The organism is Pseudomonas sp. J380, from assembly GCF_009827115.1.
GTDB classification, from domain to species: Bacteria; Pseudomonadota; Gammaproteobacteria; order Pseudomonadales; family Pseudomonadaceae; genus Aquipseudomonas; species Aquipseudomonas paracarnis.
In genome coordinates this window covers 5,645,342-5,671,047 of sequence record NZ_CP043060.1, presented here as the reverse complement: position 1 = coordinate 5,671,047, position 25,706 = coordinate 5,645,342, and the positions used below count along the sequence as shown (strand labels likewise).

Annotated in this window: 19 protein-coding genes and 2 pseudogenes; 9 read left to right on the top strand and 12 right to left on the bottom strand. The window is 58.2% G+C overall.

Annotation, left to right across the window (positions count from 1 at the left end; genetic code table 11):
• Positions 1-161: 161 nt before the first annotated feature.
• Entirely contained in the window at positions 162-1,382 is a 1,221-nt protein-coding gene (locus FXO12_RS25900; RefSeq protein ID WP_054922319.1) for an aspartate aminotransferase family protein, read from the bottom strand.
• Between the two features lie 388 nt (positions 1,383-1,770).
• On the opposite strand from FXO12_RS25900, the gene FXO12_RS25895 reads away from it, so the two are divergent.
• Positions 1,771-6,798, top strand: a complete 5,028-nt coding sequence (locus tag FXO12_RS25895) for a leucine-rich repeat domain-containing protein (RefSeq protein ID WP_057975156.1) — start codon at positions 1,771-1,773, stop codon at positions 6,796-6,798.
• Between the two features lie 8 nt (positions 6,799-6,806).
• On the opposite strand, the gene FXO12_RS25890 is transcribed toward FXO12_RS25895, so the two are convergent.
• The 7 genes from FXO12_RS25890 to acs form a co-directional block, all read right to left on the bottom strand.
• Positions 6,807-7,787 (bottom strand): GlxA family transcriptional regulator, encoded by a 981-nt coding sequence (locus FXO12_RS25890; RefSeq protein WP_057975155.1) that lies wholly within the window; start codon positions 7,785-7,787, stop codon positions 6,807-6,809.
• A 246-nt stretch (positions 7,788-8,033) separates the two neighbouring features.
• Positions 8,034-8,798 (bottom strand): ABC transporter ATP-binding protein, encoded by a 765-nt coding sequence (locus tag FXO12_RS25885; protein WP_014719598.1) that lies wholly within the window; start codon positions 8,796-8,798, stop codon positions 8,034-8,036.
• A 27-nt stretch (positions 8,799-8,825) separates the two neighbouring features.
• On the bottom strand, positions 8,826-9,938 hold the full coding sequence (locus tag FXO12_RS25880) for a succinylglutamate desuccinylase/aspartoacylase family protein (RefSeq protein WP_057975154.1): 1,113 nt from the start codon (positions 9,936-9,938) through the stop codon (positions 8,826-8,828).
• A 1-nt stretch (position 9,939) separates the two neighbouring features.
• Positions 9,940-10,638 (bottom strand): ABC transporter permease, encoded by a 699-nt coding sequence (locus tag FXO12_RS25875; protein WP_034119440.1) that lies wholly within the window; start codon positions 10,636-10,638, stop codon positions 9,940-9,942.
• Positions 10,635-11,324 carry an ABC transporter permease gene (locus FXO12_RS25870; RefSeq protein ID WP_003193627.1) on the bottom strand — a complete coding sequence of 230 codons (690 nt, stop codon included), beginning with the start codon at positions 11,322-11,324 and terminating at the stop codon, positions 10,635-10,637. Before FXO12_RS25870 ends, FXO12_RS25875 begins: the two co-directional genes overlap by 4 nt.
• Positions 11,325-11,415: 91 nt before the next feature.
• Entirely contained in the window at positions 11,416-12,201 is a 786-nt protein-coding gene (locus tag FXO12_RS25865) for an ABC transporter substrate-binding protein (RefSeq protein WP_034128472.1), read from the bottom strand.
• Between the two features lie 697 nt (positions 12,202-12,898).
• On the bottom strand, positions 12,899-14,854 hold the full coding sequence (acs, locus tag FXO12_RS25860; RefSeq protein ID WP_005790645.1) for an acetate--CoA ligase: 1,956 nt from the start codon (positions 14,852-14,854) through the stop codon (positions 12,899-12,901).
• 397 nt (positions 14,855-15,251) lie between these two features.
• On the opposite strand from acs, the gene FXO12_RS25855 reads away from it, so the two are divergent.
• From FXO12_RS25855 to FXO12_RS25845, 3 genes and pseudogenes are all read left to right on the top strand, one after another.
• Positions 15,252-15,521 (top strand): DUF2790 domain-containing protein, encoded by a 270-nt coding sequence (locus FXO12_RS25855; RefSeq protein ID WP_054896740.1) that lies wholly within the window; start codon positions 15,252-15,254, stop codon positions 15,519-15,521.
• Positions 15,522-16,076: 555 nt separating this feature from the next.
• Positions 16,077-17,327: a ribonucleotide-diphosphate reductase subunit beta gene (locus FXO12_RS25850; protein ID WP_014719604.1), complete on the top strand. Its 1,251-nt coding sequence runs from the start codon at positions 16,077-16,079 to the stop codon at positions 17,325-17,327.
• 67 nt (positions 17,328-17,394) lie between these two features.
• Positions 17,395-17,567: pseudogene (locus FXO12_RS25845) on the top strand (HNH endonuclease); the annotation flags it as partial.
• A 139-nt stretch (positions 17,568-17,706) separates the two neighbouring features.
• On the opposite strand, the gene FXO12_RS25840 reads toward FXO12_RS25845, so the two are convergent.
• The 3 genes and pseudogenes from FXO12_RS25840 to FXO12_RS25830 all read right to left on the bottom strand — a co-directional run bounded on the left by FXO12_RS25840 (position 17,707) and on the right by FXO12_RS25830 (position 19,191).
• Positions 17,707-18,003 carry a hypothetical protein gene (locus FXO12_RS25840; RefSeq protein ID WP_054918287.1) on the bottom strand — a complete coding sequence of 99 codons (297 nt, stop codon included), beginning with the start codon at positions 18,001-18,003 and terminating at the stop codon, positions 17,707-17,709.
• Positions 18,000-18,710 (bottom strand): DUF4225 domain-containing protein, encoded by a 711-nt coding sequence (locus FXO12_RS25835; protein WP_060772703.1) that lies wholly within the window; start codon positions 18,708-18,710, stop codon positions 18,000-18,002. The genes FXO12_RS25840 and FXO12_RS25835 overlap by 4 nt, the downstream gene beginning before the upstream one ends.
• A pseudogene (locus FXO12_RS25830) lies at positions 18,707-19,191 on the bottom strand (Hcp family type VI secretion system effector). Before FXO12_RS25830 ends, FXO12_RS25835 begins: the two are co-directional and overlap by 4 nt.
• 378 nt (positions 19,192-19,569) lie before the next feature.
• On the opposite strand from FXO12_RS25830, the gene FXO12_RS25825 reads away from it, so the two are divergent.
• A complete protein-coding gene (locus tag FXO12_RS25825; RefSeq protein ID WP_057704184.1) occupies positions 19,570-20,217 on the top strand; it encodes an HAD-IB family hydrolase in 648 nt (215 codons plus the stop codon).
• A gap of 92 nt (positions 20,218-20,309) precedes the next feature.
• Here the strand turns inward: FXO12_RS25825 and FXO12_RS25820 are convergent, their stop codons facing one another.
• Positions 20,310-21,269 carry a LysR family transcriptional regulator gene (locus tag FXO12_RS25820; protein WP_057975151.1) on the bottom strand — a complete coding sequence of 320 codons (960 nt, stop codon included), beginning with the start codon at positions 21,267-21,269 and terminating at the stop codon, positions 20,310-20,312.
• A gap of 193 nt (positions 21,270-21,462) precedes the next feature.
• Here FXO12_RS25820 and argH point away from each other — a divergent pair, with 193 nt between their 5' ends.
• The 4 genes from argH to FXO12_RS25800 all read left to right on the top strand — a co-directional run bounded on the left by argH (position 21,463) and on the right by FXO12_RS25800 (position 25,566).
• Positions 21,463-22,890 (top strand): argininosuccinate lyase, encoded by a 1,428-nt coding sequence (argH, locus tag FXO12_RS25815; protein ID WP_057975150.1) that lies wholly within the window; start codon positions 21,463-21,465, stop codon positions 22,888-22,890.
• Between the two features lie 161 nt (positions 22,891-23,051).
• On the top strand, positions 23,052-23,930 hold the full coding sequence (locus FXO12_RS25810; RefSeq protein WP_019819278.1) for an amino acid ABC transporter permease: 879 nt from the start codon (positions 23,052-23,054) through the stop codon (positions 23,928-23,930).
• A 24-nt stretch (positions 23,931-23,954) separates the two neighbouring features.
• Positions 23,955-24,719: an amino acid ABC transporter ATP-binding protein gene (locus FXO12_RS25805; RefSeq protein WP_003193648.1), complete on the top strand. Its 765-nt coding sequence runs from the start codon at positions 23,955-23,957 to the stop codon at positions 24,717-24,719.
• Between the two features lie 25 nt (positions 24,720-24,744).
• Positions 24,745-25,566, top strand: coding sequence for an ABC transporter substrate-binding protein (locus FXO12_RS25800; RefSeq protein ID WP_057975149.1), 822 nt, complete (start codon positions 24,745-24,747; stop codon positions 25,564-25,566).
• Positions 25,567-25,706 lie beyond the last annotated feature (140 nt).

Below are 25,706 nucleotides of genomic sequence, written 5' to 3'. Positions count from 1 at the left end.
GCCCTGGATACACATCGGTCTCAATGTGTCAGCAGATCCATGTGGTAGCTGGCTTGCCTGCGATACAGGCAACTCGGTATATCAATGTCACCGAGGTGATGCTATCGCAGGCAAGCCAGCTCCCACATGTGTTCAGGTCCGGCCAATAAAATGTGTCGCTATCAGGCTTGCGTCAACGTCTTCACAGCACGCTCAAAACGATCCAGGCCTTCGTTGATGTCCGCCTCTTCCACCACCAGGCTCGGCGCAAAACGCACCACGTCGGGGCCGGCTTGCAGGATCATCAGGTTTTCTTTCTCGGCCGCGTTGAACACGTCCTTAGCCTTGCCTTTGAAGGCATCGCTGAGTACGCAACCGATCAACAAGCCCATGCCACGCACTTGGGTGAAGATGCCGTACTGCTTGCCGATCTGCTCCAGGCGCGCCTTGAACAGGTCGTGCTTGGCATTCACACCCGCCAGCACTTCTGGGGTGTTGATCACGTCGATCACCGCTTCCGCTACCGCGCACGCCAGCGGGTTGCCGCCGTAGGTGGTGCCGTGGGTGCCGACCACCAAGTGCTTGGCCAAGTCTTCACGGGTGAGCATCGCCGCAATCGGGAAGCCGCCGCCCAGGCTCTTGGCGCTGGTGAGGATGTCCGGCGTCACGCCGTAATGCTGGTAGGCAAACAGGTGGCCGCTGCGGCCCATGCCGGTTTGCACTTCGTCGAATACCAGCAGCGCATCGTGGGTGTCGCACAGTTCGCGGGCGCCTTGCAGGTAAGCCAGTTCGGCTGGCAGTACGCCGCCTTCGCCCTGGATCGGTTCCAGAACCACGGCGCAGGTCTTATCGGTCACCGCCGCTTTCAGCGCAGCCAGGTCGTTATAAGGAACGTGGGTGATGCCGGTGATTTTAGGCCCGAAACCATCGGAGTACTTCGACTGGCCACCGACGTTGACGGTGAACAGGGTACGGCCATGGAAGCTGTTCAGCGCGGCGATGATCTCGTACTTCTCGCTGCCAAAACGGTCGAACGCCACGCGACGGGCCAGCTTGAAGGCGGCCTCGTTGGCTTCGGCGCCGGAGTTGCAGAAGAACACGCGCTCGGCAAAGGTGGCGTCGATCAGCTTGTGGGCCAGGCGCAGCGCCGGCTCATTGGTGAACACGTTGGAGACGTGCCAGAGTTTGTTGGCCTGTTCGGTCAAAGCACCGACCAGTGCCGGATGGGCGTGGCCTAGAACGTTAACCGCGATGCCGCCGGCAAAGTCGATCAGCTCGCGACCGGCCTGGTCCCAGACGCGCGAACCTTGGCCACGCACAGGAATAAAGGCAGCAGGTGCGTAGTTGGGCACCATCACCTGGTCGAAATCGGCACGTTGCACCGGGGCTTGCTCAACGGACATCGGAGTCTCCTGAAGAGGAACGCCTGCCTGGAACTGGCGGGCGATGCAGGGATTGTAAGGACAGTTTTCAGTGGGGCCTTGTCGCCAAGCGACAACTTCTTATAGCGCCAACCCGTGTTTTTCGCGGGTTTACGCGAATGCGACAAATAGCGTCGCAATGGCGCAGTTTAAACGCTGCGGCAGGTTTACGTCAGGATCATGCAGCGAAAGGGTTGGCGCGCCCTGACGATCTAACTGCGCCTACCTGAGTTCCGGGCAGCACGGCCTCATAAGCAAGGGAGGCAAGCGCAAGATCTGCAGGTTTCTTTGCGGGCATCACTATATATGCTCCCGCCCTGCATCAAAGTTGGTGTGATGTCGCTGCCTCAACTCAATGAAGATCCAGCCCATGCCCACCCCAACTCAGACCTCGCTCTCCCAACACCTCGCACAAGTCGCAGCCGTAGTGCCCGCCGAGGTCAACCCCCGCCTACCGAAATGGCTAGGGAACGCCTCAAGTGCCCGGCGTCAGGCCCTGAAAAACAGCCCAATTGAATTCGCCGATTGGTATGGCGATGCCAACCGCACCCAGCAAGCTCCCGCCAAGAAGGCCCTGGAGAACAGTTGGAAGGCACAAAACCAAGTCGACAGCGCCCTATCCATGCTCCAATCCCCGCAGGCATTTGCCGCCCCCTTGCTGCAGCAGGCACTCAAGCAGCAGTACGACGCCGACTGCGACGTCAGCGCTATTTACCTGCGCTTGTATATCCCACAGACCACACCGCTGCTTCCCATAGAAACTGGCGCCAAAACCTGGACCGTTTCACTGGTGGAGGCGGCATTGCACAACTTTGATGCGGGCGAAAGCAAGCCGACGGCCTATGCCAAAGAGTCGACATTCATTACTCAGCCCTCCGCCACCGGGCAATTCAACACGCTGCCCCAATTGCGCGAGAAAATCAGCATCGCGCAATTCATTGGGTTATGCCGTACGCTGGATGTCGGCAAGCAATACCAGCGCTACCTCAAGAACCTTTTGGGCTTCAATGACGCGGCGATCAAGGCTCAACTGCGCCAAAAGGTCATCAACAGCCTGAAAGCCGACGCCCAAGCCAGCTTGCATATGGCGCAGCTGAAAAAAGATATATCGCCCCAAGCGTTCAATGCACTTCGCAGCTTTCTCAAAAACCTGATCGGCGACCTGAACGGCAGGCCGTTGCTGTGCCATGACCTTAGCCTGATGAACGCCCCCTTGACCGGCATCGTGCTGTTCGCCGCCGACCTGGAGTCCAATCGCAGCGCCGTCCCGATGGTGGCCTACATTCCGGGCGACCCGCAATCGCCGCTCAAGTATTACGCCAACGGTCAGGCCTTCATGCAGGACCTGGCGAACAAACTGCGCAGCGCCGACTATCAGGCGTTTTTCAGCCGTTTCGTCAGGCATGAACAGCGTGGCTACTTCTTTGCCGATCTCAACAGCCGCTTATCACAGGTCGTCTGGCACGAGCATGTTTCGGGCGACCCCCGCCCTGTCTGGCGTGACGAACCCGTGGCCAAAACCAACCTGCAATTCTATGCGACGAAAATCACCAACGACCTGTACGAGCACCTGTATGAGAACAAGCTTGATAAGTTGCTCAACGATGCTCGCGTAACGGCCATTCCCACCGCCGACGCTGACAGAAATGCTCGCTGGCGGCACTGGGAGGTTGTGCAGAAAATCGGTGAAGCCATTCTCGAAATCGCCGCCTTCATCGCAACACCCTTTGTTCCGCCGCTGGGCTTACTGATGCTCGGCTATACCGCCTATCAACTGCTCGACGATGTGTTCGAAGGCGTGCTCGACTGGGCCGAAGGGCTCAAGCGCCAGGCATTCGGGCACCTGATGTCAATCCTTGAGCAAATGGTCCAACTGGGGATGTTCGCGGTCGGCGCACCGATAGCCGAAAACCTGTTGCGACAGACGCTACCGAAGGCGCTATGGGACTTCTTTGACAGACTCACTCCGGTGACCACCGACCGTAAAACCCGTCTGTGGAACCCCGACCTGGCGCCCTACGCCCACGACATTCAATTGGTTCCAGGGTCGCGCCCCGGCCCGCAGGGATTACATGCCCATCAACAAAAGCAGATCCTGGCGCTGGACGGGCAATATTTCTCCATCAAACAACCCTCGGGCAACGCTAGCCTTGAACACCCTACGCGCCCCCACGCCTACCGCCCACGCCTACTGAGCAATGGCAAGGGCGCCTGGTTGACGCCCGTGGATCGCCCGTTGACCTGGAATCGCACCACCTTGCTACGCCGGCTCGGTCCATCTGCCGAAGGTATCAGCGAAGCCGGTCTTGAAAGAGCCAGTCGCATCAGCGAGACCAATGATGACGTCCTGCGCAAACTGTACGTGGACCACCAACCGCCGCCGCCGCTGTTGGCCGACACACTCAAGCGCATCCGGATCGATGAGCAGTTGCAAACTTTCATCGACCAAATGAACAGCGATGACCCTGCGATGTATCAGAAGGCTGATACCCAAACGCAACTGTGGCTGCTGAGCCAGACGGGCCTATGGCCCGAATCCAAGACCCTGCGGTTTCTCAACGCCAAAGGTGAAACCGTCTGGGAGCACAAAGGCCATAAAAACGCCGCCGTGGCACAGATACACGAAGCCCAGATGAACAACGGCGATTTGCTGACGATCGTGCTGGAAACCTTGAATGAGTCGGAACGCAAAACCTTGCTTGAAGAGCCGTTCGGCCCCACGCCCACCCTGCCTGCACGCACCGCCAAACTGCGCAAACAACTGGCACGCGCAGCTCAGAAAAGCCGCGCCTCGCTGTTCGACTCGCGTTATCGCGGGCTGGAGATAACCGCTGACGCACGCCTGCAAACCATCATCGACGCCGCGCCCGGCCTGCCAACGAGCGCCGCCGAAGACGTATTACGCTGCTCCACCGGCCAGCAGTTGCTGGACATCGACCAAGGCACGGTACCCGCACCGGTACTTGAGCGAGCACGCTGGGCCGCTCATCACGTTCGAATCAGCCGGGCGCATGAAGGGTTGTACATGACCGCTCTGGAAAACAGCGACACCCACCGCCTCGCCCTGCACTCGCTGGAAAACCTGCCGGGCTGGTCGCCGTCTGTGCGCCTGGAAGTGCGCGATTTCAAGCAAACCGGCAAGCTGCACGATGCAATCGGCGCTCCTGAAGCACCGATCAAACGCACCCTGGTGCGTACCATCGAAGGCGAGTACATCCCCGAAGACGAAAAAGGCATGGTGCTTGCCGAAACGGATTTTTACACTGCCGTCCTGCAGGCCCTGCCTGACACTCAGCGCGATGCGCTGGGCATTCATATCGGCCAGGGTCCGTTGCTGCGGCAAACCTTGAGCCAGCGCCCCCTGACACGTGAGGCGATCGGCGCGCTGTTGGCCCAGGATCCAGTGCGCAAACCTGCCTACGACCCCAGGTTGATGCGCCTGCCCGGCGGCATGGAAGGCTACCCCGCCACACCGCCAGAGGCCGGCAACACCCCCGAATTGGCGTTGTTACACGAGCTGTACCCTGGCCTGAGCCCGCAAGAGCTGACTCAGACACTGGACATTTTGAACAGCTATCCCAGCACTCCCTTACAGACGCTCCGCTACCTGAAAAACGAGCTTTTACGACTGAAAACCGATCTGATGGCCTGGCGATCGAGCCTCTTGCAGGCCTCTCTCAACACCGATGCCCCGCTACCCCCTTCCACCGTCGCCGAAGCGGAACTGCACCGCTGGATATGGACACAAGAACTGCTCCGCGGCTGGCGCCATGAAACGCCGATCGATACTGACCACGCAATCGGACGCACACTGAACCTTGGCTACCCCATACACGGCGAACTGCCTGTACTCAATGCAAACTTCGATCACATTTCCAGTTTGACGCTAAAGGGTTACCCCACTACCCGGGGAGCGCCAGGTTTCCTCACCCACTTCCCCAACCTACGTACGTTGCATCTGAGCGACGTTGCCCTCAACACAATTCCTCCCGAGGTCATCGCACTTTCTCACCTTGACAGACTGACGCTGCGCAACTGCAACCTGACCCTGCAAAACCGCGCAGACCTTGATCCATTCACAGGACTCAAAAGCCTGGACCTGTCCAACAACAATCAGCTGTCACGGTCTCCCAACCTCGGGCACATGCCTGAACTACAGACGCTGAACCTGAGCGGAACCCATATCTCCCTGTTTCCCGAGAACTTGCTCAATCGCCCCCAACTAGTCAGCGCCGATCTGAGCAACAACTATTTGAGTCGGCTGCCTGATTTGATCTTCCAACTGCCAGGCAATGCCGCCAAAGCCTTTAACCTGTCAGGCAACGGGTTCTCACGCGCCACGCTGCAGAGGATCAAAGCCTATTGCCAGATAACCGGCGAACATTTTGGTGCTGATGCCAACCCCGCGCAGCGGCTTATGGTGCAAGCGCTTTACCCCAAGTACAGCGTCGACCAGGCGAATAACTTCATCTTCAGGCTGCCCGGCGGCCTGGACGACTCAATGGCACACTTGGTGCGCTTGAAAGCGGACTACGAGCGTCTTCAAGCCGATTTGCAGGAATGGATAGTGAGTGTGCCGGCGCAGCATCCGCGTACGAGGGCACCACTGGACGAGCAAGCCCAGGCTCAGCAGCAGTTGGTGCGAGACGAACTCAAAACAGTGCTGGAAGCAGCCTGGCGACGGGAAACCGCTCTGGACTCCGACCAAGAGCCGCCCGCCGCCTCCCATGAAATGGAAGTGACGCTGGCGCCGCTAGGCGATCTACCGTCATTGAATATCGATTTCGAGCACATTTCGAAGCTGGAATTGAGAGCAGAGGAAACTACGTCGATTCCCCAGGGATTTCTCGAGCACTTTCCCAACCTGGAAAGCCTGCTGATCTACCGCTATGCCTTGAACGACATTCCTGGCGCCGTGTTCAATCTACCCAAACTCAAGTCACTGAGCCTTGCAAACAGCCATATTCGCTTGACCACCACCAGCGCCGACGCCCTGAGCGACCTGCAAAACCTTGAGTACCTGGACCTGAGTCATAACCCGCTGGGCGTCGCGCCCGACATCAGCAAAATGTCGGGGCTGACAGGTTTGATGATCGAAGAAGCTGGCCTCACGCAAGTGCCGAACGGAATATTCAACCTGCCATCGCTTGATCAAGTGAGCTTGCGCAATAACCAGATTAGCGAGCTGCCCAGCGACCTCCTTGAAATGGATGCAGACAGAGCCCAGGGCTTCGACCTCAGCGGCAACCCGTTCTCGCCCGCGGCGATCGCCATGCTGCGCAGTTATTACAACCGCACGGCGGTAAGTTTCGATGTACCGGAAGCTTTACAACCCCCGCCGATCAATCCCAACCAGGACTCCGTCAGCGGTGGACCCGACACAGAGGGCGATGAATAGCCCGCCGCTCAACCGCGCTCGGAGGGCACCGACGACAACTCGAACGGGCTGCTGCTGCGCCGTTGGTTGCGGTCTTCACGGGGAGTAGCGCCGAAGAAGTTACGGTAGGCGCTGGAGAAATGCGGCCCCGAGGAGAAGCCGCACGACAGGCCGATCTGGATGATCGACTTGCTGGTTTGCATGAGCATCTGGCGCGCCTTGTTCAGGCGCAACTCCAGGTAGTACTGGCTGGGGACACGGTTGAGGTATTGCTTGAAGATCCTTTCCAGCTGTCGTCGCGACACACAGACATGCTGGGCGATTTCGTCGGTGGTCAGCGGTTCTTCGATATTGGCCTCCATCAGCAACACCGCCTGGGTCAACTTCGGATGGCTGGAACCCAGGCGGTTTTGCAGCGGAATACGCTGGCGCTCGCCGCCTTCGCGGATGCGCTCCACCACCAGCTCTTCGGAGACCGCGCCAGCCAGCTCGGCGCCGTGATCCCGCGCCAGAACCGCCAACAGCAAGTCGAGTACCGACATGCCGCCACAGGCGGTCAGGCGATCACGGTCCCAATCGAACAGATGGCTGGTGGCGATGACCTTGGGGAAACGTTCGGCGAAGTCGTCCTGCCAGCGCCAGTGCACGGCGGCGCGATAGCCATCCAGCAGGCCGAGCTGGGCCAGCGGGTACACGCCGGCCGACAACCCGCCGATCACACACCCTGCCCGAACAAGCTGCTTGAGGGCGGTACTGAGCTGGGAAGCGATGACGGTGGGCGGCTCGTCGGCCAACAGGAACAGCTTCTGAAACCCTTCGAGCTTGCCGGCCCATGGCTCGCCCGGCAGTTGCCAGGCGCCGTCGGTCGCAGGTTCGGCGAGCAGAAACGACAGCTCGTAGACCACGTCCGGATGCACCCGTTGAGCAACGCGCAAAGCCTCCTCAGCCAGCGCAAGCGTGAGTGCTTTTGTGCTGGGCCATATCAGGAAACCAATTTTGTGGGCGGTCATGTGGGAGCTATCCGAAGCGAAGAACGGTAATGAAGACAAAGGCCAATGCTAGCCGGTAAACCAACACAAATCTCAAAACAAACGCAGAACACATGTGGGAGCTGGCTTGCCTGCGATGGCGGTAGCCCAGCTGACATCTATGGAACAGACAGACCGCTATCGCAGGCAAGCCAGCTCCCACAGGGATCGGCGTCAACTTCCGAGCTGCGGAGCATGCCCTATATCAGTGCACAAAAGCAGCCTTGATTATTTCAGGCTGCCGGACAAGAACTGCTGCAAACGCTCGGATTGCGGGTTCACCAGCACCTCCCGCGGGTTGCCACGCTCTTCGACGATGCCTTTGTGCAAGAACACCAGTTGGTTCGACACTTCACGGGCAAAGCCCATTTCGTGGGTCACCACCACCATGGTGCGGCCTTCCTGGGCCAGGTCCTGCATGACCTTGAGCACTTCGCCCACCAACTCCGGATCCAGCGCCGAAGTAGGTTCGTCGAACAGCATCACCTCAGGCTCCATCGCCAGCGCGCGGGCGATCGCTACGCGCTGCTGCTCGCCACCGGACATGTGGCCCGGGAACGCATCCTTACGATGGCCCACGCCGACTTTGGCCAGGTAATGCTCGGCCTTTTCACGGGCCTCTTTCTTCGATATGCCCAACACGTGCACCGGGGCTTCCATCACGTTTTCAATCGCGGTCATGTGCGACCACAGGTTGAAATGCTGGAACACCATGGACAGGCGTGAACGCATACGTTGCAGTTGCTTGGGGTCGGCAGCCTTCATGGCGCCGTCCTTGTTGGCCACCAGTTTCAGCTCTTCGTTATTGAGCAGAATCTTGCCGGCGTGGGGCTGCTCCAGCAGGTTGATGCAGCGCAAAAAGGTACTTTTGCCCGAACCGCTGGAACCGATGATGCTGATCACATCACCGGCGGCGGCGGCCAGGGACACACCTTTGAGCACTTCATGACTGCCATAGCGTTTATGCAGGTCTTGGACTTCAAGCTTGTACATGCGGTCGGTTCTCACAAAAACAGGTGGTCAGTCGTTGAGCAAGCGCCCGTGACGCAGCGCTTCGCGCCCCGCCACCTTGGCCAGCCAGAAACCCGCTTGGGCATAACGTAGCCGTTCAACGGCAAACAACACCCCCGAGGTACCCGCGCAAATAGTGCTTACGCGGTCAGTCAGGGGGTCAATCACTTCAAAAATCTCGTCGCCGGTTTCTACCCAGTCGCCCGCTTTACGCAGGTAACTGATCACCCCGGCATGGGGCGCGAACAGCAGTTCGGTGCCCTCGAAAGGCACACCTTCGCAAGGTTCGTGTTGCGGCGCGGGCCACTCGCCCTTGATCAAGCCTTGTTCGGCGAGGAACGCAAGGATGCCTTCGGCGTGGAAGATGGCTTCATCACGGCCGGTGTCGGCCTGGCCGCCCAATTCCAACGTCGTCGCCAGACAGGCCAGCGGAATCTGCGCCTGCGGGAACATGCGCGACAAACGCAGCCACGGCAACGAGCACGCCTCGTCAAACGAACTGCCGCCGGAATCTTCCGCCAGCAGGCCGACCTTCACATTCAGGTGTGCCGACAGCGACCGCCACTGCGGCCAGTGTTGGGGCAGCGCGTACATGTGCAGTGCGGCTTCGGCGTCGCAATGCAGGTCCAGCACCACATCGGCGGTGCAGGCATGGCTCAGCAGGATGCGTTGCATGCCTTGCAACTGGCTGCTCGGCTCGGGCAAGGCGGTGAGCGTATCGCTCATGGCCTGGCGAATCATGCGCACATTGGCGTGCGGGTCATCACCCAGTTTGCCTTGCAACAATGCACCGACCGGCTCGCTCAACTCAACGAAGTCGCGATTGAAGTTCTTGCCGCTGCCCACTTCGAAACGCCCCTGGTGGCTGCCCTGCAACAGCTGGCCAAGGCCCATCGGGTTAGCCACCGGCACCAGCTCGATCACGCCGTTGAGGGCGCCCTGCTGCTCCAGCTTTGTGAGGCGTTTTTTCAGTTCCCACGCGGCACGCATACCCGGCAACTCATCGGCGTGCAGGCTGGCCTGGATATAGGCCTTGCGCTCGCCGCTGCCAAAGCGGAACACGCTCAGTTGGCGCTCGCAGCCCAAATGCCCCCAGGGCAGCAGATGATCGATACGTTCCATATCAGTGCTTCCGTGGAGCCAGGTAGCTCAGCCAGCGGCGCTCGGCCAACTTGAACAGGCGCACCAGGATGAAGGTCAGGCACAGGTAGAACACGCCGGCGGTGATATAGGCTTCGAACGGCAGGTAATACTGGGCATTGACCGTACGCGCGGCACCGGTGATGTCGATCAGGGTAACGATGGACGCCAGGCTGGTGGTCTGCAGCATCATGATCACTTCGTTGCTGTACTGCGGCAGCGCGCGGCGCAGGGCCGACGGCAACAGGATGCGGCGGTACAGTTTGTAGCGCGACATGCCCATGGCCTTGGCCGCTTCGATCTCACCGTTAGGCGTGGCCTTGAGGCTGCCGGCGATAATTTCGGCGGTGTAGGCGCTGGTGTTGATCGCAAACGCCAGGCACGCACAGAATGTCGCGCTGGACAGCAGCGGCCACAGGAAGCTTTCGCGTACCGCTTCGAACTGCGCCAGGCCGTAGTAGATCAAAAACAGCTGCACCAGCATCGGCGTGCCGCGGATCACGTAGGTGTAAAGCCAGGCCACGCCGTTGACGATCGGCTGCTTGGACACGCGCATCAAGCCCAGGGGCAAGGCCGCGAGCAGGCCGAAGAACAGCGAGATAGCGAGCAGTTTCAGGGTGGTCAGCAGGCCGCCGAGGTACAGCGGCATGGCCTCCCAGATGACGTTGTAGTCGAAGATCATAGATCAGCCGCCCTTACGCCTACCGAGTAGCGCTTCTCAAGGTAACGCAAGGCCAGCAACGACACGCTGGTGATCACCAGGTACATCGCCGCCACTGCGAGGAAGAAGGTAAAAGGCTCGCGGGTGGCGTCTGCCGCCTGCTTGGCCTTGAACATCATGTCTTGCAGACCTACCACCGAAATCAGCGCGGTGGCCTTGGTCAATACCAGCCAGTTGTTGGTAAACCCAGGGATCGCCAGCCGAATCATCTGCGGCACCATCACCCGGAAAAACACCTGGAAGCTGCTCATGCCATACGCCAGGCCGGCTTCAGCCTGCCCCTTGGGAATGGCCATGAAGGCGCCACGGAAAGTTTCCGACAGGTAGGCGCCAAAGATGAAACCCAGGGTGCCGATACCGGCGGCCAAGGGGTTCAAGTCGATATAGTCGTCAAAGCCCAATAGCGGCGCGACGCGGTTAAGCAAGTCCTGGCCGCCATAGAAAATCAGCAGGATCAGCACCAGGTCGGGGATCCCGCGGATCACCGTGGAGTACAAGTCACCCAGCCAAGCCAACCAGCGCACCGGCGACAGGCGTAACGCGACCCCGATCAGACCCAGAACAATGGCCAAGGCCATGGACGACAAGGCGAGCTGAAGCGTCAACCAAGCGCCATCGAGGATAACGGCCCCGTAGCCTTTCAACATGATTCAGGTCCTCGAAAAGGGGGATGAAAAAATGGCGCAAACTTCAGGATGACTGTTGCTTGCGCCATTTCGGACAGACAGCTGCGATGAGTTACTTGGCGTCAGCGCCGTAAATATCGAAGTCGAAGTACTTGTCCTGGATTTTCTTGTATTCGCCGTTGGCACGGATTGCAGCGATGGCCGCATTGATGCGCTCAAGGTTTTCCTTGTCGCCTTTGCGCACTGCGATGCCGATACCGTCGCCGAAGTATTTGGCTTCGGTGAACGATGGGCCTACAAACGCGTAGCCTTTGCCGGCGTCGGTTTTCAGGAAACCATCTTGCAGCAGGGTGGCGTCAGCCACGGTACCGTCGAGACGACCGGCAGCCACGTCCAGGTAGATTTCGTTCTGGGTACTGTAACCCTTGATATCCGCACCTTTTGGCGCCAGGACTTCACGGGCGAAACGATCGTGGATCGAACCGCGCTGCACACCGATCTTCTTGCCCTTCAACTCATCCAGGCTGTCGCTGACGGTGGTGCCTTCCTTCATCACCAGGCGCGCTGGGGACAGGTAGTAGCGGGTGGTGAAGTCCACGGATTTCTTGCGGTCTTCAGTGATGGACATGGACGACAGAATCGCGTCGATCTTGCGCACTTTCAGCGCAGGGATCAGGCCATCGAATTCCTGCTCAACCCAGGTGCACTTGACGTCCATCTGCTTGCACAGCGCATTGCCGATGTCGTAGTCAAAACCGACGATGCTGCCATCCGGCGCCTTCGAGGCAAACGGAGGGTAAGCCGCTTCGATACCAATTTTCAGCGGCTTGCCTTCGGCGAAAGCCTGCATGGACAGCACGGACAGCGCCAGGGCGCCCAACAGCACGAGTTTCTTCATCTTGGGACTCCATCGGTATAGGGCAAAAACAGCAGTATGAGCCATGGCCCACGATGCGGCGAAGGTGTAACCGAATAGCGGTGCTGCGTCCTGCGCGGGCGACACCTGCGACGACGAGCGAGTGATCGGCATTCTAACGACAGGCCGGAAGCCGATATTTCCTCAATGCGACAACAATTTACAGAAGCACTGAGAAAGCGGTTCCAACACATTGACAGCCTCTGAATTTTATGCAGAGACAAAAGATATTAAACCTGATGATGCTGCAAATTGCGGGCCTATTATTCGCAAACCCTTCTAGCACGGCAAGTCTGGCGTTTAATCTTATTTTTGGGGGTGTCTAGAACGCGGTTTTTCGGGGCGGGGGCGTGGTCCATTGCCCCAGCTTTGTGCGGGTGGTTACACATTTGAGCGGGCCGGTAACATTCAGAAACGTCCTACCGGGAAAACCGATATTTATTGGCTTGGTCGTGATGCGGCTCTGTCAGACCGCCACCCACACCCCTTTATGAAATGCGATCTGAACTGTGGGAGCTGGCTTGCCTGCGATAACGGTGTATCAGCCAAAGATGGGCTAACTGATAAATAGCTATCGCAGGCAAGCCAGCTCCCACACTGCATCTCGGTGTTACATGGCCCCCCACAAAAAAGCCCCACCCGGCTTGCACCGAATGGGGCTCTGTCCCACCTACCCCGCTTACGCGACGTTCATGGTCTTGTGCGTTTCAATCAAATGCGCCACCACGCTTGGATCTGCCAAAGTAGAGATATCCCCCAACCCGTCGTATTCAGCCGTGGCGATCTTGCGCAAAATGCGCCGCATGATTTTCCCCGAGCGCGTTTTCGGCAACCCGGGCGCCCACTGGATTACGTCCGGCGAGGCAATCGGCCCGATTTCCTTGCGCACCCAGTTTTTCAGCTCCAGGCGCAGTGCTTCGTTGGGCTCTTCACCATTCTTCAAGGTGACATACACATAAATGCCCTGCCCCTTGATGTCATGCGGCACGCCCACCACCGCCGCCTCGGCGACTTTGGGGTGCGCAACCATGGCGCTCTCGATCTCGGCAGTACCCATGCGGTGGCCGGACACGTTCAACACGTCATCCACACGACCAGTGATCCACCAGTAACCATCCTCATCGCGACGTGCGCCGTCACCGGTGAAGTACATGCCGCGGAAGGTCTTGAAGTAGGTGTCGACAAAACGGTCATGGTCGCCGTACAGGGTACGCGCCTGGCCTGGCCAAGAATCCAGAATCACCAGGTTGCCTTCGGCGGCGCCTTCGATGATGTTGCCCAGGTTGTCCACTAGCGCCGGCACCACACCGAAGAACGGCCGTGCCGCCGAACCCGGCTTCAACGCATGGGCGCCTGGCAGTGGGCTCATCAGCGTGGCACCGGTTTCGGTCTGCCACCAGGTATCGACGATCGGGCAACGGGATTGGCCGACGTTCTTGTAGTACCAGTCCCAGGCTTCCGGGTTGATCGGCTCACCCACCGAGCCCAACAGGCGCAGGCTGCTGCCGTCGGCGCCTTCGCAGGCTGCGGTGCCGGAAGCCATCATCGCGCGGATCGCGGTCGGTGCGGTGTAGAGGATATTGACCTTGTGCTTGTCGACGATCTTCGCCACGCGGGTGATGTCCGGGTAGTTCGGCACGCCTTCGAACAGCAGCGTGGTCGCGCCATTGGCCAGCGGGCCGTAGACGATGTAGGTGTGGCCAGTGACCCAGCCGACGTCGGCGGTGCACCAGTAGATTTCGCCTGGGCGATAGTCGAATACGCGCTCGTGGGTCAGGGCCGCATAGAGCAAGTAGCCACCGGTGGTGTGCTGCACACCCTTGGGCTTGCCGGTAGAGCCGGAGGTATAGAGGATAAACAGCGCTTCTTCGGCGCCCATCTCTTTTGGCGCACACACGGTGCCCGCCACTTTCATCAGGTCTTCGTACCAGATGTCGCGATGCTGGTTCCACTTGATCGCGCCATTGGTGCGCTTGCACACGATCACCTTCTGGATGCTGCTGGTTTCCGGGTTGGTCAGTGCGTCGTCAACGTTAGCCTTAAGCGGAATTTTCTTACCGGCGCGAATGCCTTCGTCAGCGGTAATCACCACTTTCGACTTACAGTCGATGATGCGACCGGCCAGGGCTTCTGGGGAAAAACCGCCAAACACCACCGAATGGATCGCGCCGATGCGGGTACAGGCCAGCATGGCGACCACGGCTTCGGGAATCATCGGCATATAGATAGTCACCACATCGCCGCGGTGCACGTCCTGGCCGCGCAAGGCGTTGGCGAACTTGCAGACTTCTTCATGCAACTCGCGGTAGGTGATGTTGCGGCTCTCGGCAGGGTCGTCGCCCTCCCAGATGATTGCGATCTGGTCGCCACGCTCGGCGAGGTGACGGTCCAGGCAATTGTAGGAAACGTTCAGGGTGCCATCGGCGAACCATTTGATGTCGACATGGTGGTCGTCGAAAGAGGTCTGCTTCACCGCGGTGAAAGGCTTGACCCAGTCAAGGCGCTTGGCTTGCTCGCGCCAGAAGCCATCGGGGTTGACCACCGACTGCTGGTACATGGCCTTGTAGGTCGCCTCGTCGGTCAGCGTGTTGGCTGCTACTTCGGGGCGAACGGGGTACAGGGAAGCCGCACTCATCTTTCTTACCTCGGTGACATAGTTGTTGTTGTATGGCCCCTGTTGTAGCCGGGGTGGGCCTATAGAACCATTCGACGATGGTAGTAACAAGACCCTACAAATTGCCCTGCTATGCCTTTTCACCGCTCTGGCCCGCGTGCTGCGGCGGCTGGCAGGTTTCTGAAAAAATCTTGATTGAGGGATTGTTACAAAAACCGCCAAAAGTGTTTATCAAAAGCACGGGTATATGAATATAACCGAGGCGCCTAAAATCAACTCCGCCAACAAGGCACTCTGATTAACAACGCAACAGCCCCCACGAAGGCAACGTTAATCCGAACTTCCCAACTTTTAAGTGACACACGCGGCCTCACAAGGGCCCCGTGCCCCCTTTCGCCCTGAAGAAGGTAATGAAGCAATGAAAGCGTTATTAGTGATCGCCCTGAGCAGCCTGTGCGCCACCGCTGCCCTGGCGGACGAAGCCCCGACTGAACTGGCCGGCCAGAACGCCCCGATTGTCGAGAACTACACCTATAGCACGCACTTGGATGTGGCCAAAGTCTTGTCCATGAGCAGCATTCCAGAAGTCTGCGAAGTTGTACCGGTGAAGATGGAATATGAAGATTCTCAAGGCCAGCGTCATATTCTTAACTATCAAGTAATGGGCAATGGTTGCTCTAACGGCTAACAACTTCTGAAGTTGGATTCTTAATTGCCGCAAGAAATCGTTCTTGCGGCCAAGAACCCGCCCTTGAATACACCCCACATCAATTGTGGGAGCTGGCTTGCCTGCGATGGCGATTTCAGCCACGACCACTCTTTTTACGCCCCCCTTCCCCTGCCCCAAAAAAAACATCCCCGCCCGTCAAAAACCCCCACGCCCAGCAAAGCCTTGCAAACACTCGCTTTGGCCGAAACCCACGTCATTTTGGCGCTCCCAAGTGACCATCCGCCGCAACACAAACCTGAATTTTTCCCTATAATGCGCGGGTAAATCGGGCCTGCAATATCCCTTTACACAGGGATAAAGAGCCAGACCTTGAGCCTGCGCTGCAGCAAGTACGCATCGCTGCGCCCCTCAAGCCTCATGCAGCACCCGCAACCTGATTCCGTTTATTTGCCTGCGCGAGCTGTTGCAACAAACGATTCCTTAAGATCCACCGCGGCCCTAGGGCCGTGTGAACACCCAACCATCCGGTTTCACACGGGCACCTTTGAGCCCTCACGCAGGAGACGACACGTCATGCTGAGCTGGGACGAATTCGACAAAGAAGAAGAAGGCGAAGTAGCCGCCAAAGGCGCCAACGCCGGCCACGCCACCGAAGCCAACATGGACCGCCTCGACGGTGCCGGCGCCGCTGCCGCCGTGGAAGCCCGCGCCGTCACCGCCAACGACTCCGCCGCCATCGTGCGCGCCAAGGCCGCCCTGGACAAACTCGACGTCGCCGAAGGCCTCGCCGAACTCGAAGGCGCCTCCGCCCGCGTCGCCGTTGACGAAAAGCGCATGATCAACTGCCGCGCCGACCTCAACCAACTCGTGCCATTCAAGTACGACTGGGCCTGGCAGAAGTACCTCGACGGCTGCGCCAACCACTGGATGCCGCAAGAGGTCAACATGACCGCCGACATCGCCCTGTGGAAAAACCCCGAAGGCCTGACCGATGACGAACGCCGTATCGTCATGCGCAACCTGGGCTTCTTCTCCACCGCCGACTCCCTGGTAGCCAACAACCTGGTGCTGGCCGTGTACCGCCTGATCACCAACCCGGAGTGCCGCCAGTACATCCTGCGCCAGGCCTTCGAAGAAGCGATCCACACCCACGCCTACCAGTACTGCATCGAATCGCTGGCCATGGATGAAGGCGAGATCTTCAACATGTACCACGAGATTCCATCGGTCGCCAAAAAGGCCGCCTGGGGCCTGAAGTACACCCGCTCGATCTCCGATCCGAAGTTCGAAACCGGCACCGTCGACACAGACAAAGAGCTGCTGCGCAACCTGGTCGCCTACTACTGCGTGCTGGAAGGCATCTTCTTCTACTGCGGCTTCACCCAGATCCTGTCCATGGGTCGCCGCAACAAAATGACCGGCGTGGCCGAGCAGTTCCAGTACATCCTGCGCGATGAGTCGATGCACCTGAACTTCGGTATCGACGTGATCAACCAGATCAAAATCGAAAACCCGCACTTGTGGGATGCCGAGATGAAAGAAGAAGCGACCCAGATGATCCTGCAAGGTACGCAGCTGGAGATCGAATATGCGCGGGATACCATGCCTCGTGGGGTGTTGGGCATGAATGCGGCGATGATGGAGGATTACCTCAAGTTCATCGCTAACCGTCGCCTGTCGCAGATCGGCTTGAAGGAAGAGTACCCAGGCACGACTAACCCGTTCCCGTGGATGAGCGAGATCATGGACTTGAAGAAAGAGAAGAACTTCTTCGAGACCCGTGTGATCGAGTATCAGACCGGCGGCGCGCTGAGCTGGGATTGATCCGGACTAAGCACTAAAGGAAGCCCTGGCATGTTCAGGGCTTTTTTTTCGTCGGTAAAAAAGGAATTTGCTATTTCTTGAAGTCCATCACGTCAAGCACCTAGCCCAGAAGGGTTCGGATCGCATCACCAATGCTGTAGCCTTGTGCCCGATTGCCATCAGCGTTGTCATCGGTCGAGTGGTCGGGAGGCTTTTAGCGAAAGGCTTTACGCCAAGATCGGAGGACTGGCACGGGAGTAGGCTCCTGTTGTCATAGCTGATGCATGCTTAATACTATTAGATAGGACCTAGGCCAACCCGTGTACCCAGACATGCTCGAAGCCGAACCTAAGGCCTGAGTACTCTCTGCCTCCGACAAGCCCACACTCTCTTTTTTCGTTCAAAACCAGCGCCTGACCTCCCACTTCACCGGAAGTGCAAATCCGTGAGCCAATATGCCGAAAAAGGCAATCCACTCGATGATGGGATATTGAATAATAAAATCAGTCCTAATCCCAAAAAAAGGAAACTCGCCATACTTAATCACCTCAATATAGGACACGACAAAAAAACCGTTAAATATCACACATAAAAATAACTTCAAGGTATTAAGACCTTCCCCCGAAAGCCTAGCCCTTAAGGCATACGCACCGACCACACCAAAAACCACAAAAACAAGAGCATAGAACACAATCAATCTACCACCCCCTGATACATCTGCTTCCCTGTCTCATAATCAATATAAACCTCAACACCTAATGGAAACATCCCCATTCTTTTGTAAGCCCTCTCCTTATCTGACCTTATATATCTGAACAAACGCCAAGCATCCGGCTTCAATACAAGCCTACGTAGACTATAAAAAGACATAATCATATCCGTGCCACCATAGGCTAAATCACCTCCACTTTCGCCATACCCGAGGGACTGTGCTGCGCCGCGATATCCAGTTCTGACCGGTCCAACTGTATCGGAATGCCCCTCAAGCATATTCCTACCATTTTCATACATGTTATTAGCGCCGTGCGCCATAATCGGGATGCCCGCCAGCAAACACAGCGTACCGACTGAGGCGTAGCAAATTCCTGCCCCCGTCGCAAACTGAAGTGCGCCTGCGATAACCCCGATGCCTTTCCTCCCCACCTCCAGGGATTGGTTTAGGAGGCTTTCTTGTTCGTGCTTTATTTCTTTCAATCCCTGATCAACAGTTTTTCTGCCGTCCTCAACTTCCCTAACAATACTCCGAGCGTAATAAGCCACCTCACGATTGAATTGCAGCCGAACAATCCCATCATTAATATTCCGAGCACTTATCGTACAAGCCTGGTTAGTCAGATACGCCGCAGCCTGACTAACCACCCAAAGGTCTTGAAAGGTAGGCTTCCGTTCTTCATTTATGTTCACCGGCCTGTCTCCCAAGTACTGAAGCCACTTATTCCCGCCTGATGATGAGTCCAGATTATTTCACGATATTTAAGCGCAACATGCTCTTGTGCCTCTGCATCAATATGCAAAACAGAATGCGGTACGTCGACAGTGAGGTCGGTGATGATGCAGCCTCGAATATCGACGCTGTAGTATTTTTCATGCCAGCCCGATTGGGCGATCCGATAAAAATTGATGACGCAGTTGAGCTCTTCCCTGTTGGAGAGCGCTACCGCCAGCAAGGGTGACGATTTATCGATATTTTTGGTAATGGCAATCGGCCCATGACTCGACGCCCTGACGTTGCCCCTGTTGGCCATATTATGGTGGAAGGACAGCACCATTATCTCTCGCAGTGCCCCTCCTGCCACTTGTTGCCGATAGAGTCTTGAGTCGAACACTTTGCAGAAATCAGACCTTGGGATTTGCCGCTGATGGTCATGTAGCCGTGGTTTGCCATAGGGTTAACGCCTTGTTGTTTTTGGCATTTACCATACGAAAAATAGCAAATAGGAAATATCGGAAAGTTCGCTTTAAGTGGTGCGAGTGGTATGTAGGAAATTTAACCCACACTCCAATCAGTCGGCCAAAACACTTGTAAGACCTAACTGCACTCGCTCTCGAATGAGCGTGCCGGAACCTCGGAAGCCCCACTCCTGGCTCAGGGGTAGTAAACTCGTATCGCCATAAACGCATGGACCGTCGCACGCACACAAAGAGCGCAGAGGCTGACCCGCAGCGACCAGGCTGAACCGTCAACCTGAACCCCGGCAGGCAAGCGTCAGTCACAACGCTATGAAACCGCCCTACCTGATAAGGACCACCCGTGAACCCAGACATGCTCGAAGCCGGCCCCGCAGACGCCAAAGTACTTTCCGTCTTTGACTTCGACGGCACCCTCACCCACCACGACAGTTTCGTGCCCTTTCTCAAGTTTGCCTTTGGCACCGGTGAGTTTTATGGCCGGATGGTCAAGCTGGCGGTGCCGGGGCTACGTTTTTTGGTGCGGCAGATCAGCCGGGATGAGTTGAAGGCGCAGTTGATTCGCACCTTTATGACTGGGGTGGAGAAGACGTGGGTGCAGCAGAAAGCCGAGGAGTATTGCCAGCGCAATTGGGCGCGGTTGATGCGCCCGGCGGGGGTGTTGTCGGTGGAGCAGGAGTTGGGCTCGGGGGCGGTGGTGACGCTGTGCTCGGCGTCGCCGGCGTTGGTGTTGCAGCCGTTTGCCGATCGGCTTGGGATCAAGTTGATTGGGACTGAGCTTGAGGTGGTCGACGGGGTGTTGACCGGCAAGCTCACTGGGAATAACTGCCGTTGTGAGAATAAGGTGCTGCGGCTTGAGGCCGTGTATGGCGACCTGGGGGAGTATCGGCTCAGGGCCTGGGGCGATACGCGTGGGGATCGGGAGTTGTTGGCGGCGGCGCAGGATGCGCATTTTCGGCATTTTCATGCGAAGAAGAAAAAGCGAGCTCGGTTGCAGCGGTGATGCGGGGGGATGAGGTTGGCGGGGAGACCGAGGCGATCCCATCGCAGCCTCGCTGGGGCTCGACAGCTCCCACATTTGAGCTTTGTTGAGGCTTAGGCCGACGTCTTCAGGTCTACACCCAGCGCTGTGGCAAAGGCTTTTACCATTGGGCTTCTCGGCGCGTTGTGGCGCAGGATCAGGTTGAACGCGGTGCTTAAATGAACCTGCTGTGGGCACAGTGCGCGCAGGCGCCCTTCCCTCACCAGTGGCGTGGCGTAGTGTTCTGGCAGAAAGCCCAGGAAGCGGCCGGTGAGGATCAGGATGGCGACGGCTTCCACTTGTGAAGCCGAGGCGGACTGGCTGTCGTGGCCGACGAAGTTGGCCTTGTCGCGATGGATCGCATACCGATGGTTCACCACTTCGTATTGGCGAAGCGCATCGGGGGTGATGTCGCTCGCAGTGAACAAGGGATGCCCTACGGCGCAGTAGCCGTGGGCCTTTTCTTCGTAGAGCGGGAAGTAGTCGAATTCTTCACGGCGTTGGTACACCGGGACGATGCCGGCGACCAGGCGCCCTTCCACTACTCCGCGTTCAACTTCGTCCAATTGAGAGGCGTGTAGGCGCAATCTTATTTTTGGCGATTGGCGATGTAAGTTGCCCAGAGCGGTAATCAGCGGGGAATTGACATCAGAGACGGTGTTATCAATAACGCCCACACTCAGGTCGCCGATCAGTTCGTTTTGCGCCGAACTAAGCTTGTCGCGAAAACTGTCCACTGAGGTAAATAACTCGATGGATGCTTGATACACCAACTTGCCTTCTTCGGTCAGCCCGAACCCTTCGCGGCCCCGTGTGCACAGGCGCATGCCGATGCGAATCTCCAGGTCGGAGATCTGTTTGCTGATGGCCGCCAGGCCCACGTTCAGCTCGTTTTGCGCAGCACTGAAGCCGCCGGCTTCGACCACGGCCATAAATACCCGCAGCAATTTGAAGTCCAGCCCACTCAGTTGCAGCGGTGCTCGTGTGCCGGGTTTTGGCGGCAGGTTTCCAGAAGTGGAAAGTGGGGTTTCCATAATGCGCGTTGACCTCGAGTGCCATATTCAACAGGCTTGAACCCAATCCTTGAACATAGCCAGGCGGCGATAATGAACATAAACATCCGCCCTTGGCAACCTTGAATACGGCGCGTCAGATGCCGGTTCTACACCGATAAACGTCTGTTGAAACTGCCTCCGACTCTTCTAAAAACAAGCGTGAGGAATACCCATGTCCCAGCCCACCGACCGCCTTTGGGGCGCTCGTTTCAAGACCGGTCCGTCTGCGGCGTTGGCCGCGTTGTCGCGTTGCCCTGAGCGCTATTTTCGCCTGACGCCCTACGACCTGGCCGGCTCCTGCGCCCATGCCCGTGAGTTGCAGCGCGCTGGGTTGCTGGATGAGTCGGAGACTTTGCGTACCCTCGAGGCCCTGGACCGCATCGGTGAGGATTTTGCCGCCGGGCGCCTGCATCCCACCCTGGATGACGAGGACGTACACACCTTTATCGAACGCGTATTGACCGAGCGCCTGGGCGCCCTGGGCGGCAAGTTGCGTGCCGGACGCTCGCGCAATGACCAGACGGCCAATGATCTGCGCCTGTTCCTGCGCGACCATGCGCGCACCATCGCCAACGAGGTGCTGGGTTTGCAGCAGGCGCTGGTTGAGCAGGCCGAGCAACATGTGCAGAGCATCTGCCCGGGCTTCACCCATTTGCAGCAGGCGCAACCCATTGTGTTTGCCCATCACTTGCTGGCCCACGCGCAGTCGATGCTGCGCGATGTGCAGCGCCTGGTGGATTGGGATGCGCGTACGGCCCTGTCGCCGTTGGGCGCGGCCGCTATGGCAGGTTCGGCGATAGCGCGTCAGCCAGAGCACTCGGCCAGGGAAATGGGTTACACCGGGCCATGCGAAAACTCCATAGACGCCGTCGCCAGCCGTGACCATGTGGCGGAGTTCCTGTTTGTGGCCGGCATGCTCGGGGTGAATATTTCGCGGCTGTCGGAGGAGTTTTGCCTGTGGTCGTCGCGCCAGTTTCGCTGGGTAGTGCTGGACGATGCCTACGCCACCGGCAGTTCGATCATGCCGCAGAAAAAGAACCCGGACATTGCCGAATTGGCGCGGGGCAAGGCCGGGCGTTTGATCGGCAACCTGACCGGGCTGATGTCGACGCTCAAGTCGTTGCCGCTGTCGTACAACCGCGATTTGAGTGAAGACAAGCACTGCGTGTTGGATAGCGTGGACACCTTGCTGCTGGTATTGCCGGCGATGACCGGCATGGTGGCGACCATGAAGGTGCAGGTAGAGGAGTTGCGGCGCCAGGCGCCAATGGGCTTTACCTTGGCGACTGAGGTGGCGGACTGGCTGGCCACCCGTGGTGTGCCGTTCAAGGAGGCCCACGAGATTACCGGCGCGCTGGTGCAGGCCTGTGAGCAGCATGAGATTGAGTTGTGGCAAGCCTCACCGGCGATGTTGGCCGAGGTGGATGGGCGACTCACCCCGGACGTGCGCGACTGCCTGACCCTGGAGGCGGCGATTGCGGCGCGTAGTGGGTGGGGTGGGACGGCGCCGGAGCGGGTGAAGGAGCAGATTGGACGGTTGAAGATGGCGTTGGCGGCTCAGCAAAAGTGGACTGAAAGTTATCAAGGATTTCGGATTTAAGCCGGTGACGATCGTTCCCACGCACTGCGTGGGAATGCATCCCGTGACGCTCCGCGTCGTCACGTTACGCGCCAACGGCGGGACGCGGAGCGTCCGAGGCGGCGTTCCCACGCGGAGCGTGGGAACGATCACGCATCAAGAATAAATTTTGGAGTAGCAGCATGAACCAAACCCCGGCCGAGCGCTTGGAAGCCGAGCGCAAGTTGTCCGAAAACCAGTTCGATATCACCCAGTACGAGCACGTGCCGCGGCGCTATTACGGGCGGATGTTTTTTGCCACCCTGATCGTGATTGTGTTGGCGGCGCTGTTGCGCGCGTTTGCCAATGGCCAGATCGAATGGTCCTACATTGGCCAGTTCCTTACGTCGCAAGCCATCCTCTGGGGCCTGGTGAACACCATCGTCATGTCGATCCTGGCGATGGCATTGGGCGTAGTGATCGGAGTGATCACGGCGATCATGCGCATGTCGGCCAACCCGATCCTGCGTTACGTGGCCATCACCTACACCTGGTTGTTTCGCGGTACACCGCTGATTTTGCAGCTGCTGTTATGGTTCAACCTGGCGTTGATCTTCCCGGTGATCGCGATTCCGGGCCTGTTCAGCATCGACACCGTCGACCTGATGACGCCCTTCGTGGCCGCCCTGCTCGGCTTGAGCATCAACCAGGGCGCCTATACCGCTGAAGTGGTGCGTGCCGGCTTGCTGTCGGTGGACACCGGCCAATACGAGGCGGCCAAGTCCATCGGCATGCCGAGCCTGCAGGCGCTGCGCAGGATCATTCTGCCGCAGGCGATGCGCGTGATCATCCCGCCCGTAGGCAACGAGTTCATCAGCATGGTGAAAATGACCAGCCTGGCCAGTGTCATCCAGTACTCGGAGCTGTTGCACAACGCGCAAAACATCTACTACGCCAACGCCCGGGTGATGGAGCTGCTGATTGTGGCGGGCATCTGGTACCTAGCGGTGGTGACTGTTCTTTCATTCGGTCAAAGCCGCCTCGAGCGTCGTTTTGCCCGCGGCGCCGGCAAGCGTTCGTAAGCCTGGGTTGAGGAGATTTGCCCCATGAGAAGCATCGTCAAGGCTGTCAACCTGAACAAGTATTACGACCAGTATCACGCCCTGCGTGACATCAATATAGAGGTCGAGCAAGGCGAGGTGATGTGCATCATCGGCCCGTCCGGCTCGGGCAAAAGTACCCTGCTGCGTTGCGTCAATCAGCTGGAAAAGATCGACAAGGGCGGCCTGTGGGTCGATGGCGAATTGGTTGGTTATCGAGTGGTCGGCAACAAGCTGCACGAGATGAACGAAGCGCAGATCGCCCGCCAGCGCCTGGCCACCGGCATGGTGTTCCAGCGGTTCAATTTGTTCCCGCACATGACTGTGTTGCAAAACATCATCGAAGGCCCGTGCCAGGTGCTCAAGCGCTCGCCCAAGGAAGCCATCGAAGATGCGCTGGAACTGCTGGCCCGCGTTGGCCTGGCGGACAAGCGCAATGCCTACCCGGTGGAGTTGTCCGGCGGCCAGCAACAGCGTGTGGCAATTGCCCGGGCCTTGGCGATGCGCCCCAAGTTGATGCTGTTTGACGAACCCACCTCAGCCCTCGACCCGGAGCTGGTAGGCGAAGTGCTGTCGGTGATGCGCGATTTGGCCACCACCGGCATGACCATGATCGTGGTCACCCATGAATTGGGCTTCGCTCGCGAAGTGTCCAACCGCATGGTGTTTATGGACGCCGGCCAGATTGTGGAAGCCGGCAGCCCGGAAGACATTCTAATAAGCCCACAAAACCCGCGTACCCAAAGCTTTATTTCTGCCGTTCGCACTTAACTAAAAAACTAACGAGAACGCCCCTATGAAGAAGATATTTATCCCTACCTTGCTTGCAGGCCTGATGGCCTCCTCGTGTGTATTCGCGGCCTTGCCGCAAGCCATCAAGGACAAGGGTGAGATCAGCGCGGCCATCGTGCCGAACTACCCGCCGATGGACTTCAAGGACCCGGCCACCAACAAACTCACCGGTTTCGATTTCGACCTGGGCAACGCCCTGGCCGAGCGACTGGGCGTGAAGATCAAATGGCAGGAAACCGGCTTCGAACAGATGCTCAGCGGCCTGACCACCAAGCGCGTGGACATCGTGCTGTCGGGCATGACCGATACCGCCGAGCGCCAGAAAGCCGTGACCTTCATCGACTACTTCACCAGCGGCCCGCAGCTCTACACTTTGGCCAAGCGCGAAGAGATCAAGGAATTGACCGACCTGTGCGGTAAAAAAGTCGGCACCAGCCGCCGCACCACCTGGCCGTCTGAAATTACCGCCTGGAGCAAGGCAAACTGCGAAGCGGCGGGTAAGCCGGCAATCGTGGTGATCGGCACCGAAGGCTCGGCAGATGCCCGGGCGCAGTTGCAGCAGAACCGCCTGGATGCGGCGATGCAGGGCAGCGAGACCATTCCTTATTTGATGTCGCTGGACAAAGGCAAGTACAAGCCGGTGGGCCTGGCGATTTCCAAGCAATTCACCGGGCTTGGGATTGAGAAGAGCAATACCGAGTTGGTCACGGCGATCAGTGAGGCATTGCAGGGCATGATTGATGACGGGACTTACGGCAAGATCTTGAAAAAGTGGGATCTGGAGCAGGGCGCGGTCGAGAAAATAAGCATAAACGCGGGCCAGTAAACACCGCAAAACCTGTGGGAGCTGGCTTGCCTGCGATAGCGGTAGATCAGCCAATGACGATGCAAACTGGCCTACCGCTATCGCAGGCAAGCCAGCTCTCACATTGGATCGGTGTTCACATTCAAGTTGTGTTGTCGTGA